Here is a 16,760-nt window from a genome sequence, read left to right as displayed (position 1 = left end):
ATGAACGTTGAAGAGAAGCCAAGTATCCGGGTGATCCGCTGGGGCGAGGCGAAGGCCATGCCCTGGAAGAATGGCGGCGGTGTCACGCACGAGATTGCCGTCTTTCCGGTGGGAGCGACCTTCGAGACCTTCGACTGGCGGCTCTCGATGGCCGAAGTGGCCGCTGATGGCCCTTTCTCGGCCTTTGCCGGAATCGACCGGACGCTGGCGCTGATGGATGGCGCAGGAATTGATCTGGACTTCGGCGACGGCAGGCGTGAACGGGTTGATGGGCCGGGGGCGTTGTGCCGGTTCGACGGCGGGGCGGCCTGCTCCGGGTACCTCGTTGATGGCCCCATCCTTGATCTCAATGTCATGATACGGCGGGGAAGATTGGCGCATGACCTTGTCCCGGTATCTGTAACAGTGGCCGGCCAGGACCTCTCGGACGTCACTGCGGTGATCTGTCACACGGGGAGTATCGCCATTAAGACTGCTGCCGGTGAGGTGGTGCTCGATGCGAGGGATGTGCTCATCTGCGGCTCCGTGTCCCGGATCTGGTGCAGGAACGCTGCAGAGGCAGGCGCGATGGCCTATGTCTTGCGGATCCGCAACGTGACCTGAGATCAAAAGGACACACGGGCAGGAAAACGACCCCGGAAGTTCCGGATCACCTGCGCTTGGCGTTTTGCGCTTCAGGCCTTGCAGGTGTATATGGAAGTTTGGGATTGACGTGATCCATCGGTTTGTCATCGGTCGGACATAAAACTGTCTCAACTAGCCGCTATGTGCCCCGGACTGAAAACGGTTCCGGGTTTTTCATTCCGCCAAAACGCGCGGGTGTCCTGCAGGCGGCCGGTCTGGGACATGCCCGACAGCAACAGGCTGTCCCGGCATGCATGAGAGGAAGAACAGGGTATAATGAAGAAGCGGACGCCCCTCGGGATCGCATTGGCGAAGTTCCGGACCATTCTCGGGACCACCTTCGTATTCAGTTTCTTCATCAACCTCCTGATGTTCATCGGGCCGCTCTACATGCTGCAGGTCTATGACCGCGTGCTGCAGAGCCGGAACGAGACGACACTGGTCATGCTCACGCTGATCGCCTGCGCCATGCTGGTGGTCTATGGCATCCTCGAATATGTGCGTTCGCGCATGCTGGTGCGTGCCGGGATGCAATTTGACGAGCTTCTGGCAAGTCCGCTGTTCAACCGGGTGCTGAAGGGGACGTTGGCCAACCCGGGCCAGAACACCCAGTATGCCCTCAGCGACATCGACAAGCTGCGCGAGTTCCTGACCGGCAACGGCCTGCTGGCACTGCTTGATGCCCCTTGGGTTCCGATTTTCCTCGTCGTCTGTTTCATTTTCGATCCGCTGCTTGGCTATGTTGCCACCGGTGGCGCCGTCATGATCTTCGTGCTGGCCTTGGCAAACGAGATCCTGACCCATCATGCGCTGCGGGACGCGGGCATTGCCTCGCAGACCGCCAGTCATTTTGCGAGCAGCTCGCTGCAGAACGCTGAAGTGATCCGCGCGCTCGGCATGGAAGGGGCACTGCGCGACCGTTGGAACGATCGTCACCGCGACATGCTGGTGCTGCAGGCCAAGGCCAGCGATCGCGCCGGCGTCATCATGACGGCCTCCAAGTTTGTCCGTATGGTGCTGCAGGTGTTCATCCTTGGCGCGGGTGCCTACCTGGTGCTCGAGGGTAAAGTGTCGCCGGGCATCATGATTGCCGCCTCCATCATGATGGGCCGAGCCCTGCAGCCCGTGGAAATGGCCGTTGGTCACTGGAAGCAGGTTGTCGGCGCCCGCACGGCCTATGCGCGTCTGACACGCCTGTTCGACCAGTATCCGGAAGAGAACGACAAGACCGACCTGCCGGCCCCGACCGGTGCTGTCTCTGTTGAAGGCCTCGTTTCGGTTATTCCGGGCAGCCGCAACCAGGTGTTGACCGGGATTACCTTTGCGCTGGAGCCGGGTGAGGTTCTGGCCGTGATCGGGCCTTCAGGCGCTGGCAAGTCGAGCCTGGTGCGTCATCTCGTCGGTGTCTGGCAGCCGCTCGCGGGGGCTGTGCGTATCGACGGTGCCGAGTTGCAGCACTGGGATCCAGAGAAGCTTGCCGAGTATATCGGCTACCTGCCGCAGGACGTGGAATTGTTCTCCGGGTCAATCGCAGAGAACATCGCACGGTTCAATCCGGACATGGACGAGGAAGTGGTCGCGGCCGCCAAGCTCGCCGGCGTGCATGAGATGATCCTCGGCCTGAAGGACGGCTATGACACGCAGATCGGGGAAGGCGGGCGGCATCTGTCCGGCGGCCAGCGCCAGCGAATCGGCCTGGCGCGGGCCTTGTTCCGGCGGCCGAAATTCGTCGTGCTGGACGAGCCGAACTCCAACCTCGACACCGATGGTGAAGAGGCGCTGATGCAGGCCATCCGTGCGCTGAAGGAAGGCCTGTCGACGGTGATCTTCGTGAGCCACAAGGCCAACCTGCTCGCCCTGTCGGAGAAAGTCCTGGTGCTGAACAACGGCAAGGTTCAGGCCTTCGGCCCCACCGCTCAGTTGATGGCCCCGACGGCCAAGCCGAAAATGGTTGATCCGCGCGCCCAGGGCGCAGCCTGATACCCGCGCAGGCGAGGCAGAGGCCCCGCCTGCAATGCTCCCCGTCCACGGTGCTGTCCTTGCGCCGGAACGGAAGGAATGGAAACTCCATGGCAGACGACAAGAACGACAAGAAATTCAGCACCCGGCCTTTCGTGATTGCCGGCTATGTGACCATCCTGATGACCTTTGGCGTATTCGGTGGCTGGGCGATGACTGCTCCCCTCGACAGTGCCATCATCGCGCACGGCGTTCTCTCGGTGGAGAGTTCGCGCAAGGTCGTGCAGCACCTTGAAGGTGGCATCGTCCGTGAAGTGCTGGTCAAGGACGGCGACCGGGTCAAGAAGGATCAAGTCCTCGTCCGGCTCAGCCCGGTTCAGGCGCAGGCCAATGTCTCTATGATCCGCACACGGCTTGAAATCGCAAGGGCCGAGGAAGCGCGTCTACTTGCCGAGCGATCCAATGCCGAGGATGTGGAGTTCCCTGAGGATCTTCTGGAATCGGACGATCCGCGCGTGAAGTTTGCGCTGCAGGGGCAGCGCAATCTGTTCATGGACCGTGTGTCCGTGCGCGACAGCCAGATCAATATTCTGAAGTCGAAGATGGAACAACTGAAGCAGCAGGCTAGCGGCCTGGAACTGCAGCGTGACTCCGCCAAGACCGAAGTGAGCCTCATCGAGGATGAAGTGTCGCGGCTTCGGGACGGTGAGGGCAAGGGGGTCGTTTCGGCGAACCGGCTGTCGGCGTTTCAGCGTGAAGCGGCGCAGCTCGAAGGCTCCTATGGCCGTTTGATCACGGAAATCGCCCGTGTGAACGAAGGCGTTGGCGAGACGGAACTGGAAGTTGTCCGCATTCGTCAGAGCTTTTCCGAACGTGCAGCAACCGAGCTGAAGGAAGCGCGGCAGCAGATCACCGATCTGGAAGAGCGCAATGTCGTTGCTGCCGATATCCTGGAACGGACCGAGATCAGGTCGGAAGTTGATGGCGTCGTGCAGAACCTTGCCGTGAACACGATCGGCGGTGTCATCCGCCCTGGTGATCCGCTGATGGAACTGGTTCCGGTCAATGACCGCATTGTCATCAACGCGCAGGTCCGGCCCCTGGATATTGACGCCATCCACCCGGGCCTGAAGGCTGAAGTAAAGATTTCCGCCTTCGCCAACCGCTATCTGCCGACCCTGTTTGGGGAGGTCGAATATATCTCGCCCGACATCATTGAGCGCCGCGGCACCAATGCCGAGCCATATTACCTTGCCCGCATTACCGTTCCGGAATCGACGATTCCCGAGGAAATGCTGACCAAGCTTGCTCCGGGCATGCCGGCCGAAGTTATCCTGCCGACCGGCGAGCGGACGATGGCGGAGTATCTCATCTCGCCGCTCAGGGACGCTGTGCGAAACAGCATGCGCGAGGAATAAGACGCGCCAGGCGCTGGACATGAAAAAGCCCGGACCCAAAAGGGTCCGGGCTTCCTTGTTTCGGCTAGGCCTTTATCGCGTTACAGGACCTTGGCGTAGAGGCTGGAGAGGCGGTCGCGGTAGGCGTCCGTCGAGAATTTCTGGGCCTGGGCGAGGCCACGGACGCGCAATTCGGCGCGCAGGTCATCATCTGCATCGAGCTTGCGCAGGCCGTCGCGGATGCTTTCGACGCTGATCGGATCAACCGTGACGGCGGCATCGCCCGCGACTTCGCTGAGTGAAGATGTGTTCGAGGTCAGGACCGGCGTGCCTAGCGCCATCGCCTCCAGTACCGGCAGGCCAAAGCCCTCGTAGAGCGAGGGGAAGGTGACGGCGCGGGCGCCCTTGATCAGGCTGACCAGGAACTCGTATGGCAGATAGCCGACGTGGATGATGCCGGAGTTGTCGGAGCGGCGCGGGTTTTCGGCAATCATCTGCAGCTCGACCTTGTTGAGCCAGCCGCCGGACGAGACAATGACGAGCGGGCGGCGCACGCGCGAGGACAGATAGGCCTCGATCAGGCGGCGGACGTTCTTCTTCGGCTCGATTGCACCGAAGAACAGGTAGTAGCCGTCCGGATCCAGGTTGAAGATGCCGGTGACTTCATCCTCCACATTGGCGCGGGGCTTGTCGATGGCGCTCCTGGGCAGGTCAATCGCCTGATAGGTGTTGGTGACCCGGTTCTCCGGCACGCCGAGAACGTTGATGATGTCCTGGCGCGAGTGCTCCGACACGGTGACGATATGGTCGGCCGTCCGGGCGATCTCCTTCAGCATGGCGTAGGAGTTCTTGCGGTTCTCCTGCGTCGCGTAGGGCATGATCAGCGGCACCAGATCATGCAAGGTGTAGAGATTGGCCGCACCTTTGACCCGCACCGGCAACTGGAAGGTGAAGTGGGCTGCGTCCGGCTTGTGATCGAAGGCAATCGGATAAAGCTTGCGATGGGCCGAGAAGAAGCGTCCGGCGATCGAGTAGAGGTTGCGCGCGATATAGCGGTGGTCCGTATCCATCATCCGGGCGCGGATCGGTTCCTCGAACAGGAAGCTGGCATCGGGCAGCTTGATCGCCTTGGCTGACTTCCAGGGGTTGGACCAGGCCTCGAGCATGTTGCGGACATGGTCGAGCTTTGTCAGCCGCTTTTCCTTGTCCTCGAACAGGATGGCCTTGGCGAGTTCTAGGTTCTTCGGGATGTCGCCCTGATAGTCGTAGATCAGTTCGCTCTGGTAGCCGAGCTGGGTGGCCGTGCGGATCAGGGCGCGGGCATAGGTGGCAACGCCTGTGCCCTTCGGCAGGACGATGTTGTAGGTGTCGAAAAGGATCCGGCCCTTGCTGCCGGTCTCCGTGGCCATGTCCATGTCAGTGTCCTGTGCTGGAGCCGGTCTGGCTTCCTGTCTGGCGGCGCTGGTCGGCAAGAATATCGGTGACCAGCTGATCAAGCGAAACGGCGGGACGCCAGCCGGTTTCCGCCATCAGGCGACCGGGATCAACGTCGACGCGGGGAATGTCGGAGGGGCGCAGGCGCGCCGGATCGATGCGGATCTCGATCGGCGTCCTGGCTTGCGCCAGCATCTTGTCCAGCAGCGCGCTGATCGGCACGGGAGTGCCGCTGGCGATGTTGTAGGTGCGGTGTGCAAGGCTGGGGGCGGCGCCTAGCAGCGCCAGCTCGGCCTCGATCACGTCATCCACATGCAGGAAATCCCGTTCCGCATCGAGATTGCCGACATGAAGGACAGGAGCGCTCTGGCCAGCCTCGATCTGCGCGATCTGGCGGGCAAAGGACGGCAGGACGAATTGCGCCGCCTGGCCCGGGCCGCTGTGGTTGGTCATGCGCGTGATGATCAGGCGGGTGCTGGCCGGCAATGTGTCGAGCAGCAGGTCCTCGGCCGCACGCTTGGAGCGGGCATAGGGGTTTTGCGGTGCGGTTGCTGCTGTCTCGTCGAGGCGGCCGGAGCGAAAGGCGAGGCCATAGACCTCGACGGTGCTGGCAAACAGAAGGATGGCGGCGGGAACATGGCGGGCGACGGCTTCGGCAAGCTGGCGGGTGCCGAACAGGTTGACGTCCCAGGTGCGCGCGGCACCTCCGGTCAGCGAGGCGCTGACGGAGGACTGGGCGGCGAGGTGGAGGATGATGTCCGGCTTTGCGGAGCCAAGGATCGCATCAATAGCCCCTGGCCGGACCAGATCGCAGGCTTCCGGGCGGAAGCAGGCGGGCAATTTGGCCGGGGCATCGGCGCCGGACGGGCCGAAGACCGCGACATGGCCGCCATCCGGATCCACCACTTCGGCCAGCCGCGCCAGCAGCGGGCGGGCGGCAAAGCCGCCTGCGCCGGTCACCAGCACCCGTCCGGGCAGTCTTGCCGTGCTGCGCATGATCGAATGGGTTTCCCGTAGCTGGTGGTGGCACCCGTTCGCCGGGCTGTGCCGTTATAGTCAGGCTGACCGACGATGTCATGGGGTAGTATTCGGGCTGGGCAGTCCGGCTCAGTGCAGCTTGAGGCGCGGGGCGGCTTGCGCCGGGCGGCGGGCCTCGTGCATCCAGTCGGGCCAGATGTCCGAAGGCCAGCCGGCTGTGTCGCTGGCGGCCATCACGATGGCCAGCCACTGGCGCAGTTCCTCGGCGAGGAAGGGGATCTCGGCGGCCAGTGCCGTGTCTGGTGCCCCGGCGCTGCCTTCCTGGGCCTTGAACACCAGCCGCATGGCATCATCAGCGGTGATGATGTCGATGCTGCGGGTGAGGAAGGCGTTGCCGTCAAGGGCTGCCGTAACGGGCGGCTGCGCCGCATGGCCGGCGACGGCGGCCTCCTGTGCCATTGTCTGGCGTACGTCGGCGAGCGGCTGATTGGCGGTCTGACGCTCCAGCCAGCCGGTCAGACGCGGCGTGAGCACGCGGAGCATCCGGGCAGTGAGCCAGATGACGATGGTACGGCCGGTCTCGTCTTCGCCGCGCAGGCACAGCCGGTCTTCCTCGACGCTGTACTCCGTCGTCAGGCGGGTGAGGGTAAGCGGGGCCATGGACGTCTCCTGTCCGGGATCTGCCGGCGCGCTGCGCGCTGGTCTCAGATGCCGAAGCGGCTCCAGTCGATGCTGTCGCTCTCCGTTGTGTCCATCTCGATCTTCGGCAGGGTGGCGGCGAGGCGCTCGTCGGCCTCGCGGTGGGCGTCGGCGAGCTGGCCGAGGTTGGCGAGATGCTGCATCGACAGCATCTGCGTATAGGCGATCACCAGCGCGCCGGCCTGGCGCAGTTCCTCAAAATCGGCGGCGGGCAGCGCGTTGAGCGCGGCCTCGTCGATGCGGTAGAGGCCGCTGACCGCCTGGCGTCCTTTCTCCTTCGTCTCGACCACGGCTTCCCAGGGGGCAATGACGCCCTTTTCCTGCAGCGCCGAAAGGGCGCGGCGGGTGCGCTGCTGGCTGCGGTCGGTCTCCATCAGGAATTCCAGGATGCGCCCAACTTCCGGATGCGGGCCGTTGTCCTCGCCGAAAAAGGGCAGGGCGGCGGGATATTCGTCGGCATCGACCAGCTGGCCGCTGTCCTCGTCGAAGCACAGCACCTGGCGGGCATCATCCAGCGTGGCGAGGCGGAACGGATAGGCGCGGATGGCGGCAGGCGTGTAAGGCACGATCCAGCGGCCGTCGCGGGTCAGGAACAGATTGCGGCCCGGCTCCAGCCCGGTGAGGGCGTAGAGGCCGAAAGCCTCGCCCTCGGGCAGCAGCGCGATCGGGTAATGCAGCACGGCCTTGGGCAGTTCCGCCCCGACGAGGGGTTGGACCGAATCGGCGGCGGCAAAGTCGAAACCCTGACGGCGGACCCAGGCCTTGGCGCCGTGGCGGTCGCGGGAGATGACGTGAAACGTGGGCATGGCGGGGGGATCCTGACGCGAAAACTGCCGCCACTTTAGTCATTGCGGGCGCAAGGTCCACCCGAAATTGCATTGGAATTCAAACAGCGGAGGCCCCGCAGTGGCGATGTCCTGAGCCGCGGCTCTGGTGCTGCGTCCTATCCAAGCGTCAGAACATTGGTGCTTGTGCCGTTGATGGTGGCGATGGAGAGATCGTAGAGGCCCACCAGCTTGACGACGACATCGGTGCCATTGGTGAAGGTGGTGTTGGCGCTGCGGTCCTGGACGAGATAGGTGTCGCCGCCGAACTGGAACCAGACCACCCGGTTGGCTGCTCCATTGGTGGCCGCCTCGAGCAGGTCCGCATAGCTGGGCGCGCCGCCTGCCGTGATCGCCGCCGACTGGAAGGACGCCGTTCCGGATATGAACTGGATCTTGTCACCTGCGTTCATGCCGGTGATCGAGGGGAAGATCGTGCCGTTCGTGTTTGCGGCCGTCAGGATGACTGTATCGTTGCCCGTGCCGACGTCGATCGTATCGGCACCGAGACCGGGAGTGATCGTGTCGTTGCCTGCACCGGCATCAATCGTGTCGGCCTTCGAGCTGCCAATGATCGTGTCATTGCCGTCGCCGGACTCGATAGTGACCGAAGCGGTTGACGCTGCCGCATCCAGCGTGTCGTTGCCCGTGCCCCCCTTGATCGTGGCGGCGTTCGCCAGTGCCCCTGTCGCCCAGTTGACGTTGCCAAGGGTGACACCGGAGGCATCGAATGAGGTCAGTGTTGTGCCGGTGAAGGTGAGGGCCAGCCCGGCATCGCCGCTCACCGTGATCTTGCTCGTGGCCGCAGCGACGAGGGTGGAGCTGTGCTGGATGGCGGTCGGTGTGGCGGATGTGTTGTCGGTCAGGAAGTTGATCGTCTCGACATTGGCCACATTCACCGTGTGTGCAGCTCGCGCAGAACTGCCGGAAATGCCGATGTTGAGGACATCAGCGGATCCGGTGGCCGCATCGATGATGTTGATGGTTGTCTGGGCCGTGTTGATGCCCCGGAACTCGACCGTGCCGCCCGTTGCCAGGCCATTCACCGTGAAGGGCTGATTGACGACAGCCGTCGAAGCGACCACCTTGGTGATTGTGTTCGCCCCGCCGCTGTTGAGGTTGGCAATGTTGACGTCAATTCCCGCAGCAAAGCTGTCCTTGAGGAGCAGAATCTCGAAATTCTTGGCCTGGGCAGCGAAGGCCGTCGTCGCAGTCACCGTCTTGGCGGTCAGAGCGCGCAAGACGAGCGTGTCCGTGCCCTCGCCTGCATCGACCAAGCCGCCAATGCCGATGCCAGTGCCAGTTGCTTCGTAGCTGTCATCGCCCTTGCCGAGCGTCATGGTGCGGGTCGTCGCGCTGGCAATGATCGACTCGTTCGCGTCGCTGCCAGTGAAGCCTACGCCCGACGCCAGAGTTGCCGTGATCGTGACGCCGGCGGTGTTGGTCGTGGTGATGGTTGCGTTGCTCGCAAGCGTGAGGCCAGATAGGCTGACCGACTGATCTCCGCTGAACGTCAGCGAGGTGGCATTGGCCGCAGTCAGCGTGAAGGCCTTGGAGCTGTTTCCAGTCGCCGCGAGTGTCACCGCCGTCGCTGTGGTGTCGATGATCGCTCCGCCGGTCTGATTGTTGAGCGTCAGGTCGAGAGTCCGGGCTCCTGCAGCCGCGGTGATGGTGACGCTCTGGTTCGAGTTCGCCAGAGACAGGCTCGTCAGCGCGTCGGACTGGATCGTCGAGGCGGAGCTGTAGCCGTCAAGGCTGACGGAGCTAAGTTTGTCGCCACCGGCCGTGGCGCGGTCGTTGATCGTGACCGTGGTGCCGCCCGTGACGGTGAGGGCGCTGACATTGCCGCCCGTGTCGACGGTGATCGCCGCCTTGGTGCCGGTCTGGGTGATCTTGGCCGTCTGCAGCTCGGCCCAGTTCCGCATGTCGGCCGTCACCGCGTTCTTGCTCGACTGCAGCTCGATGGTCTCGACGTTCTTGACCACGGCCGCCGTCGGCAGGGTCATGGTGCCAGCGGTGTTCACCAGTTTCAGTGTGTCATTGCCCGCGCCGCCGTCGATGCTGTCGACAGCGGTGAAGGTCTGGTTGACGCTGCCGTCGACGATACCGTCGATTGTGTTGTCGCGGTCGTCGCCAACATAGGTGTCCGCCGCGGTGGTCAGGGTGAAGTTGGCCGGGTTTGGCGTCGGCTCCGGCGTCTTCGGCGTCTCCACCGGCGCGGGCGGCAGCGGCGTGTCGGCAACAAGCTGCTTGATCTCGGTGACGCGTGGGGCAGACGTCTTCTGGAACTCGGCCGAGTTGGAGAAGCCGATCAGGATCTGCGTCATCGGCTGGCCGGTCGCCTTCCAGGCGTCGATCTCGGCCTGCGAGGGGATGCGGCCGAGGACGTTCTGGTACAGCGACTGCAGCACCGCGTCACTGACGCTGTTGTTGCCGTGGCGGTTCATCCACTCGGTCGAATTGACGAAGCCGAGCGCCACCTTGGAGAGCGCGGTCGGATCCTCGCGCAGCAGGTTGGTCCAGCCGTTGAGACCGACCGGATCCGGCGCGCGGCCGAAGGCGGCCTGGTAGATGCGGATGATCTGGTCGACGTAAGTTGTCGCTTCGGGGCTCGCCGCAATCGCATCGCGCACCTGGAGGAGTGTCATCTGCCCGGTCGTCACCATCGCCGAGAAGTGCAGCATCTCGCCAGGAGAGGGGGAGCGCTGCAGGATGTTGACGAAATACTGGGTGATCTGATCTGCCACTGCCATGCTACACCCAATAAAAATCGAACATTAACCAAGTCAGGACAATCGCTTAGCGGGGTTTGCTGTGGACTGGCAAGGTGTGCCGGAGGGCAGAACGGTGGAAGATTTTTGACGCCGGGAAGACACTCGCAAAACGAGCAAGGGTTAGGCAGTGCCGGGCTGAGAGAAGGCAAGGAAACCGGTGGAGTTTTGCCTGGGCGGCTGTGCGGGCCTGCAGCTCTTGCGGGAAATGGATCCACGCCCGTTTAGAAATGACTTTAGAAAGCGGCTGGTGTTGCCTGTGGAAAACCTGTGGCGATCTGCTGCCGGATCGGCGGCGGCAGCATTGCAAGGCCTCGAGTCTGCGACGGGAACGGCCTCCCGTCCCGTCGCATGGGGTGTTCCGGCCCTCAGACGACCTCAAGGCCGCGCAGGACGGGGAGGAGGGTTACGGCGAAGTCTTCGGCCTGGGCGAGCAGTTCGGCGCGGTTCTCGGCCTCTGTCTCCAGCGTCTTGCCGTCCTTGACCAGTTTCTGGCCCTGGGCGGTGAGGATCTGCAAGGTGAGATCGGCCCAGTCGGCCGGGCTCTTGCGGCCGGATTTGAGGGCGGCTGCGAAGAGCTGCTGGAAGCGGGTGACGGTGAGCGCGCCGCCGGTGACGGGCGAGGCGAGATAGGCGATGTCGCCGGAGCCACGGGCGCGCTGCATCAGATGGGCGTTGAGGCGGTCGGTGCGCTTCTTCACCTTGGCGACCACGCCGGGCTCCTGGGCGAGGGCCGTGGTGCCGGAGCCGGTGAGGATGACGGCGGCCTGAACCACCTGGGCAAGGTTGATGCCGGCGCCCCGGACGCCCGCCTCGATGTCGGCAAGGCTGCGCGGCTTGTGGTCGGACAGCAGGTCGAGGATCGGCGGATAGACCGTCTCGGACAGGTTGGCCTCGCCGAGCCCGCCCTGGGCGGTCATCTTGACGCCGGCGCGCGGCACGGTGAGCACCAGGCGCAGGGCGCGCAGGGCCTCGGTCTGGTCGAGCGGCGACAGGCGGCGCGGGCCCTTGACCCAGAGATCGCGGCGGAACTGCTGGTTGACGCAATAGTCGCGCAAGGTCTCGCGCAGCAAGGGATCGGGCATCTCGGCCAGCAGCGCCTGCTGCTCAGATGTCAGGTTGATCGCCGGGATGGCGTCGAGCAGATGCGCCGAGGCGGCGAAGCTCAGCTTGGCCGGGGTCAGCCAGCGCGCCATGTCGGCGACATACATCGGCTGCCAGTCGCGGTTGAAATATTCATGCGCCAGATAGGAGCGGTTCTGGGTCTTCAGCCGGTCGAAGCGCTCCTTGACGCCCGGATTGGCGCGCAAATAGGCCGGGTTGCTGGCCAGGACCTTGTCGACAAGGCCAAGCGCGCCCTCGACACGGGCGGTGCTGCCGCCGGCGGGCGAGGTCATGGCCGCGCCGATCTCCGTCATCAGATGGCGCAGCGGCGCGCCGGAGGCCCAGCCGGGCAGGGTGTTGTAGCTGACATAGACGATGCCGCCGACCTTCAGCTTGCGGGCGATGAAGTCGGTGATGACGGCGCGGTTCTCGTCGGAAATCCAGGTCCAGATGCCGTGCAGGCCGATGTAGTCGAAGTCCGGCAGGTCGGCCCTGGCGCAGAACGCGGCAAAGGCGGCGTCGCCGAGATCGGCGCTGACGTCGGCGGCCTGGCACAAGCTCTGCGCGTGGCCGGCCTGGGCCGGGTTGAAATCGGTGCCGGACCAATGGGTCTCGCTGGCGGCGGCATGGACGGCAACGCTGACGCCCTGGCCGAAGCCCAGCTCGCAGGCGGTGGCAATCTCCGGTGCGGCAATGCCGGCATTGAGCAGCGCCAGCCGCGCCCGGAGCGGGTTCAGCTCGGGATAATAGCCATGGGTGTAATTGATGTCGGCGACATAGCCCGCCGTCCAATCTGCATTGCCAGTCAAGGACATGTGAAAACTCTCTCCTGAAGTCCGGGCGCCATCCAAGCAGGGTTTGGGATGTGACGCAAGGGCGGGGTGGGGTGGCATCACAGGCCTCGCCGCTCCCCTCCCCCTGGTGGGGAGGGGGAAGGGGTGGGGGGGCTCTGGGCACGCTGCGGGCTGAGGTAACCTGGCAAGCTGCTCTGACTACACGCTTCTGATCCCCTTCCCATTGTCGAAACGACAACTGGATGGGTCCTTCGTTAGAGCCAATACTTTGTCTGGGTTCGGCTCAAAGTCCCCCTTTTCAGAACGGGGTCGAGCTCAGAGCCCCCCACCCCCAACCCCTCCCCACCAGGGGGAGGGGAGCGGAGAGGCTGCGCCCCTTTTGCCCCTGACCTGCGAGAGGAAATGAAGGCCTTGGCTACCTGACGCGACGCGCGGCAGTCCCTGCCGGCTCCCCGCCCGGACCTGAACAGGGGGCGGGGAGCCGGGAACCCCGGTGCCGGAGGGTGTCGCCATCGCCGCTGCCGGGGCGGCGGCGGAGGGGGGCATAAAGTCCTGAATCAGGATCATATGCCTAAAAAGGGGAACCAAAAGTGCGGACATGCGGTTAGAGGCGGCTTTTCATCCTGTAAAAGCAGATTAAATTCTTGGGCTAAGATTAAAAGCCTGAATCCGGTTCGCGAGGCGGGTCCTGCAAGGCTGTGTCCGCAGGCTGGGCCGCGCGGGGCCGGCCTTCTGTGCCGGAGCTTTCGTGCCAGAGCTTGTGTGTCTGGGCCTTTCTCTCAGGCCACGCCGCAGGCACGGCGGGAGGCTGGGCCGAGGTTGGGCCCCAGGAGCGCCCAAGTTGGTCCCAAGCTGGGCCCAAGGGGACCAAAGCGTGGGCAAGGCGTGGGGACGGCGTGGACCGGGGCGGCGGCGGACCGGTCGCGGCTGGGAAAACGAGAAAACCCCCGGCGCGTAAACGCCGGGGGTCTTGTTTCGTCTCGCTTCAAGCCCCTCCCGGAGGAGGGGCCTGTCTCCGAAGGAGAATTAGCCGAGGGTCAGGATGTTGGTTACAGCGCCGTCGATGGTCGCGGTGGAGAGGTCCACCAGACCGACGAGCTTGACAACCTGGTCAGCACCGTTGGTGAAGGTCGCACCGGCGGTTACGTCCTGAACCAGGTAGGTGTTGCCCGACCACTGGAACCACACGACGCGGTCAGCGCCGCCGGCAGCAGCAGCCTGCAGGTAGTCAGCGAAGGCTGCGGTGTCGGCAAGAGTGATCTTCGCGGATGTGAAGGTAGCAACGCCGCCACCAGCCAGGAAGTCGATCTTGTCGCCCTTGTCCATGCCGGTCAGCGAGGCATAGATGTTGCCATTGGCGTTCGCGGTCAGGATGAAGGTGTTGTCGCCGGAGCCGACGTCGATGATGTCGAGGCCTGCACCCGAGTTGATGGTGTCGTTGCCGGCACCGCCGTTGATGGTGTCGGCACCAGCGCCACCGGTGATGGTGTCGTTGCCGTCACCGCCGTTCAGGGTAGAGCCAACCGTCGACGAACCGGTGATGGTGTCGTTACCAGCGCCACCTTCGATGGTCACAGCCTTGGTAGCTGCAGCAGCGTTGATGGTGTCGTTGCCAGCACCACCCTTGAGGGTGGCAGCGGTGGTCAGAGCGCCCGTGGTGTAGGACACGTTGCCCTTGGTCACGCCCGAAGCGTCGAACGAGGTCAGGGCCGTACCAGCGAAGGTCAGGGCCAGACCGGCGTCACCCGTGACGGTGATGGTCTTGGCAGCAGTGTCCACCAGGGTAGCGGTGTGCTGGATGCCAGTTGCAACAGTCGCTGTGTCGTCGGTCAGGAAGTTGACGGTCTCGACGTCAGCTGCGTTGATCGTGTTGACGTTGATGCCAGCAACATTGGTGATGCCGATGTTCAGCACGTCAGTGGTGCCGACTGCAGCATTGGTTACGGTTGCGGTGGTCGCAGCGGCGTTGGCAGCCTTGAACTCAACCGTGTTGCCCGAAGCCAGACCGGAGATGGTCACGGCATGGTCAACTGCACCGCCTGCAACAACCTTGGCGATGGCGTTGTTGCCAGCGTTGTTCAGGTTGGTCAGGTTGATGGTGCCAGCACCGGCAGTCGCACCGAACTGCAGCACTTCAAAGCCCTTGACGACACCAGCGAAGGTGGTCGCGCCGGAAGCCGTGTAAGCGTCAGCAGCCGAGAGAACAACGGTGTCCGTGCCGTCGCCAGCCGTAACCGAGCCGCCAGCGCCGAGAGCTGCAGCGTTGATCTGAACGGTGTCATCACCAGCGCCGGTCGTGATGGCCTTGGTGGTTGCGCCGATGATGATCGAGTCCTTGCCAGCGCCGCCGGTGAAGGTGACGTCGGTGTTCAGGGCGGTGGTGATCGTCGTGCCAGCGGTGTTCGCGCTGGTGATGACGAGGTTAGCAGCCTGAGCGCCGAGAGCGGTCGAGACGGCCTTGTCGCCTGCGAAGTCGATCTTGGTTGCCTTGGCAGCCGTCAGCGTGCCGCCGGTGGAGGCGGTGCCCGTGCCGGTGACCTTCAGCGAGGTTGCTTCAGCGTCAGCGATGACGCCGCCGGTGACGTTGTTCAGGGTGATGTCCAGAGCGCGGGTGCCAGCAGCAGCCGTGATCGTGACGTTCTGGTTGGTGTTGGCAACGGTCAGCTTGTTCAGGACGTCCGAAGCAATCGTGGCTGCACCGGTGTTGCCGTTCAGCGACACGGTGGTCAGTGCGTCGGTGCCGGCTGCGCCCTTGTCGTCGATTGCGACCGTGGTACCACCAGTGACGGCGACGGACTTGACGTTGCTCTTGGTGTCAACGGTGACGGCAGCAAGGGCGCCAACCTGCTCAACGGTGACGTTCTGGAGACCAGACCAGGCCTGGACGTCCGCGGTCACAGCGTTCTGGCCGGAGCGCAGGACGAGGTTCTCGACGTTCTTGACGGTGGCGCCAGTGGTCAGCGTCATCGTGCCGGCAGTGTTGGTCAGGGTGATGGTGTCGTTGCCTGCACCGCCATCGATGCTGTCGAGAGCGCCGAAGGTGTTATTGGCAGTGCCATCGGCAACGCCGTTGAACTTGTCAGTGCCGTTGCCGCCAACGAAGGTGTCGATGCCGGTGGTCAGGGTGAAGGTGGTGCCACCGAAGTCAACGCCGAGCGGGCTGGTGCCGTTGAACACGGTTGCCAGGTTGGCAGTGGTGACGTCACCGGCTGCACGCTTCAGAGCAGACACGCCAGCGGCAGAGTTTGCCTGGAACTCGGCAGAGTTGGAGAAGCCGATGAGGATCTGGGTCATGGACTGGCCAGTGGCCTTCCAGGCAGCGATTTCAGCTGCGGAACCGGTGCGGCCCAGAACGTTCTGGTACAGACCCTGCAGGACGGCGTCGTTGACGGTGTTGTCGCCGTAACGGTTCTTCCACTCGGTCGAGTTGACGAAACCGGCAGCAACCTTCGACAAGGCGGTTGCGTCATTGCGCAGGTCGTTGGTCCAGCCGTTGATGCCGGTGGTGTCCGGAACGCGGCCGAAGGCAGCCTGGTAGATGCGAATGATCTGGTCGACGTAAGTGACGGCTTCACCGCTGGAGGCGATGGCGTCGCGGGCCTGGGTCAGCGTCAGGGCGCTGGAGTCGACCAGTGCGGTCCACTGGGCGGATTCAGCTGCGGACGGGTTACGCTGCAGGATGTTTACAAAGTACTGCTTGATGGTATCGGCGGTAGCCATATCTCAAGTCCTCTCTCGTGATATCACGGGCCTACAGGGAAATACGCCTGCGGGCCGCGTCGAGGCCGGAGGGACACGAAATGTGCGACTCCCCCGGGCGCGGTGTCATCCTTAGACCAGCAACAGAAGCGCTGCAAGTCTGTGATTCTTCCGCTTGGGTTTGGTGTATAGTAAATTCACTACAGGTGCAAGCGGCGGATTGGCCGGGATTGGCGCTTGCAACCGCAGGCATGTGAGGTGACGCTGCGTCGCCCGTGGGGCGATCAGCGGGGCGGGGGGGGGGGGGGCTGTGGTGGGGGGGGTTTGGGGGGGGGGGGTGGGGGTTTTGGTCCGGGGGGTGGGTTTTGGGGGTGGTTCCTTTCGCTTCGTCGCTCCTGCGCAGGCAGGAGCCCAGTAATCGGGGCGGGTGATGGTTCGGGAAGCGCCTGAGAAACACATCGTCATCCGGGGTTACTG

Annotated in this window: 10 protein-coding genes; 3 read left to right on the top strand and 7 right to left on the bottom strand. The window is 63.8% G+C overall.

Going from position 1 to position 16,760, the window contains the following annotated elements:
• The 3 genes from C8348_RS11105 (at window position 1) to C8348_RS11095 (ending at window position 4,001) form a co-directional block, all read left to right on the top strand.
• Window positions 1–603: a HutD/Ves family protein gene (locus C8348_RS11105; RefSeq protein WP_198647016.1), complete on the top strand. Its 603-nt coding sequence runs from the start codon at window positions 1–3 to the stop codon at window positions 601–603.
• Between the two features lie 297 nt (window positions 604–900).
• Entirely contained in the window at window positions 901–2,604 is a 1,704-nt protein-coding gene (locus C8348_RS11100) for a type I secretion system permease/ATPase (protein WP_106753408.1), read from the top strand.
• Window positions 2,605–2,693: 89 nt separating this feature from the next.
• Window positions 2,694–4,001: an HlyD family type I secretion periplasmic adaptor subunit gene (locus C8348_RS11095; protein WP_106753407.1), complete on the top strand. Its 1,308-nt coding sequence runs from the start codon at window positions 2,694–2,696 to the stop codon at window positions 3,999–4,001.
• 80 nt (window positions 4,002–4,081) lie between these two features.
• Here the strand turns inward: C8348_RS11095 and C8348_RS11090 are convergent, their stop codons facing one another.
• From C8348_RS11090 to C8348_RS11060, 7 genes are all read right to left on the bottom strand, one after another.
• Complete coding sequence (locus C8348_RS11090; RefSeq protein WP_106753406.1) at window positions 4,082–5,395, bottom strand: glycosyltransferase family 4 protein; 1,314 nt, start codon at window positions 5,393–5,395, stop codon at window positions 4,082–4,084.
• 1 nt (window position 5,396) lies between these two features.
• On the bottom strand, window positions 5,397–6,410 hold the full coding sequence (locus C8348_RS11085) for a GDP-mannose 4,6-dehydratase (RefSeq protein WP_106753405.1): 1,014 nt from the start codon (window positions 6,408–6,410) through the stop codon (window positions 5,397–5,399).
• Between the two features lie 111 nt (window positions 6,411–6,521).
• A complete protein-coding gene (locus C8348_RS11080) occupies window positions 6,522–7,052 on the bottom strand; it encodes a hypothetical protein (RefSeq protein WP_106753404.1) in 531 nt (176 codons plus the stop codon).
• A gap of 44 nt (window positions 7,053–7,096) precedes the next feature.
• Complete coding sequence (locus C8348_RS11075) at window positions 7,097–7,897, bottom strand: SapC family protein (RefSeq protein ID WP_106753403.1); 801 nt, start codon at window positions 7,895–7,897, stop codon at window positions 7,097–7,099.
• A gap of 137 nt (window positions 7,898–8,034) precedes the next feature.
• Window positions 8,035–10,668, bottom strand: coding sequence for a DUF4214 domain-containing protein (locus tag C8348_RS11070; RefSeq protein WP_106753402.1), 2,634 nt, complete (start codon window positions 10,666–10,668; stop codon window positions 8,035–8,037).
• Window positions 10,669–11,054: 386 nt separating this feature from the next.
• Window positions 11,055–12,605 carry a class I SAM-dependent methyltransferase gene (locus C8348_RS11065; protein WP_106753401.1) on the bottom strand — a complete coding sequence of 517 codons (1,551 nt, stop codon included), beginning with the start codon at window positions 12,603–12,605 and terminating at the stop codon, window positions 11,055–11,057.
• Window positions 12,606–13,610: 1,005 nt separating this feature from the next.
• Window positions 13,611–16,304 (bottom strand): DUF4214 domain-containing protein, encoded by a 2,694-nt coding sequence (locus tag C8348_RS11060; RefSeq protein WP_106753400.1) that lies wholly within the window; start codon window positions 16,302–16,304, stop codon window positions 13,611–13,613.
• Between the last annotated feature and the right edge of the window lie 456 nt (window positions 16,305–16,760).

It is taken from the genome of Pannonibacter carbonis (assembly GCF_003012935.1).
Lineage (GTDB): Bacteria > Pseudomonadota > Alphaproteobacteria > Rhizobiales > Stappiaceae > Pannonibacter > Pannonibacter carbonis.
The sequence above is the reverse complement of the archived record's forward strand: the minus strand, read 5'-3'. Positions and strand labels throughout refer to the sequence as shown.

Excerpts from the sequence above, each read along its gene's own strand:
- C8348_RS11060 (WP_106753400.1), bottom strand. The coding sequence starts at position 16,304 with ATGGCTACCGCCGATACCATCAAGCAGTACTTTGTAAACATCCTGCAG.
- C8348_RS11085 (WP_106753405.1), bottom strand. The coding sequence starts at position 6,410 with ATGCGCAGCACGGCAAGACTGCCCGGACGGGTGCTGGTGACCGGCGCA.
- C8348_RS11105 (WP_198647016.1), top strand. The coding sequence starts at position 1 with ATGAACGTTGAAGAGAAGCCAAGTATCCGGGTGATCCGCTGGGGCGAG.
- C8348_RS11095 (WP_106753407.1), top strand. The coding sequence starts at position 2,694 with ATGGCAGACGACAAGAACGACAAGAAATTCAGCACCCGGCCTTTCGTG.
- C8348_RS11090 (WP_106753406.1), bottom strand. The coding sequence starts at position 5,395 with ATGGACATGGCCACGGAGACCGGCAGCAAGGGCCGGATCCTTTTCGAC.
- C8348_RS11075 (WP_106753403.1), bottom strand. The coding sequence starts at position 7,897 with ATGCCCACGTTTCACGTCATCTCCCGCGACCGCCACGGCGCCAAGGCC.
- C8348_RS11080 (WP_106753404.1), bottom strand. The coding sequence starts at position 7,052 with ATGGCCCCGCTTACCCTCACCCGCCTGACGACGGAGTACAGCGTCGAG.
- C8348_RS11070 (WP_106753402.1), bottom strand. The coding sequence starts at position 10,668 with ATGGCAGTGGCAGATCAGATCACCCAGTATTTCGTCAACATCCTGCAG.
- C8348_RS11065 (WP_106753401.1), bottom strand. The coding sequence starts at position 12,605 with ATGTCCTTGACTGGCAATGCAGATTGGACGGCGGGCTATGTCGCCGAC.
- C8348_RS11100 (WP_106753408.1), top strand. The coding sequence starts at position 901 with ATGAAGAAGCGGACGCCCCTCGGGATCGCATTGGCGAAGTTCCGGACC.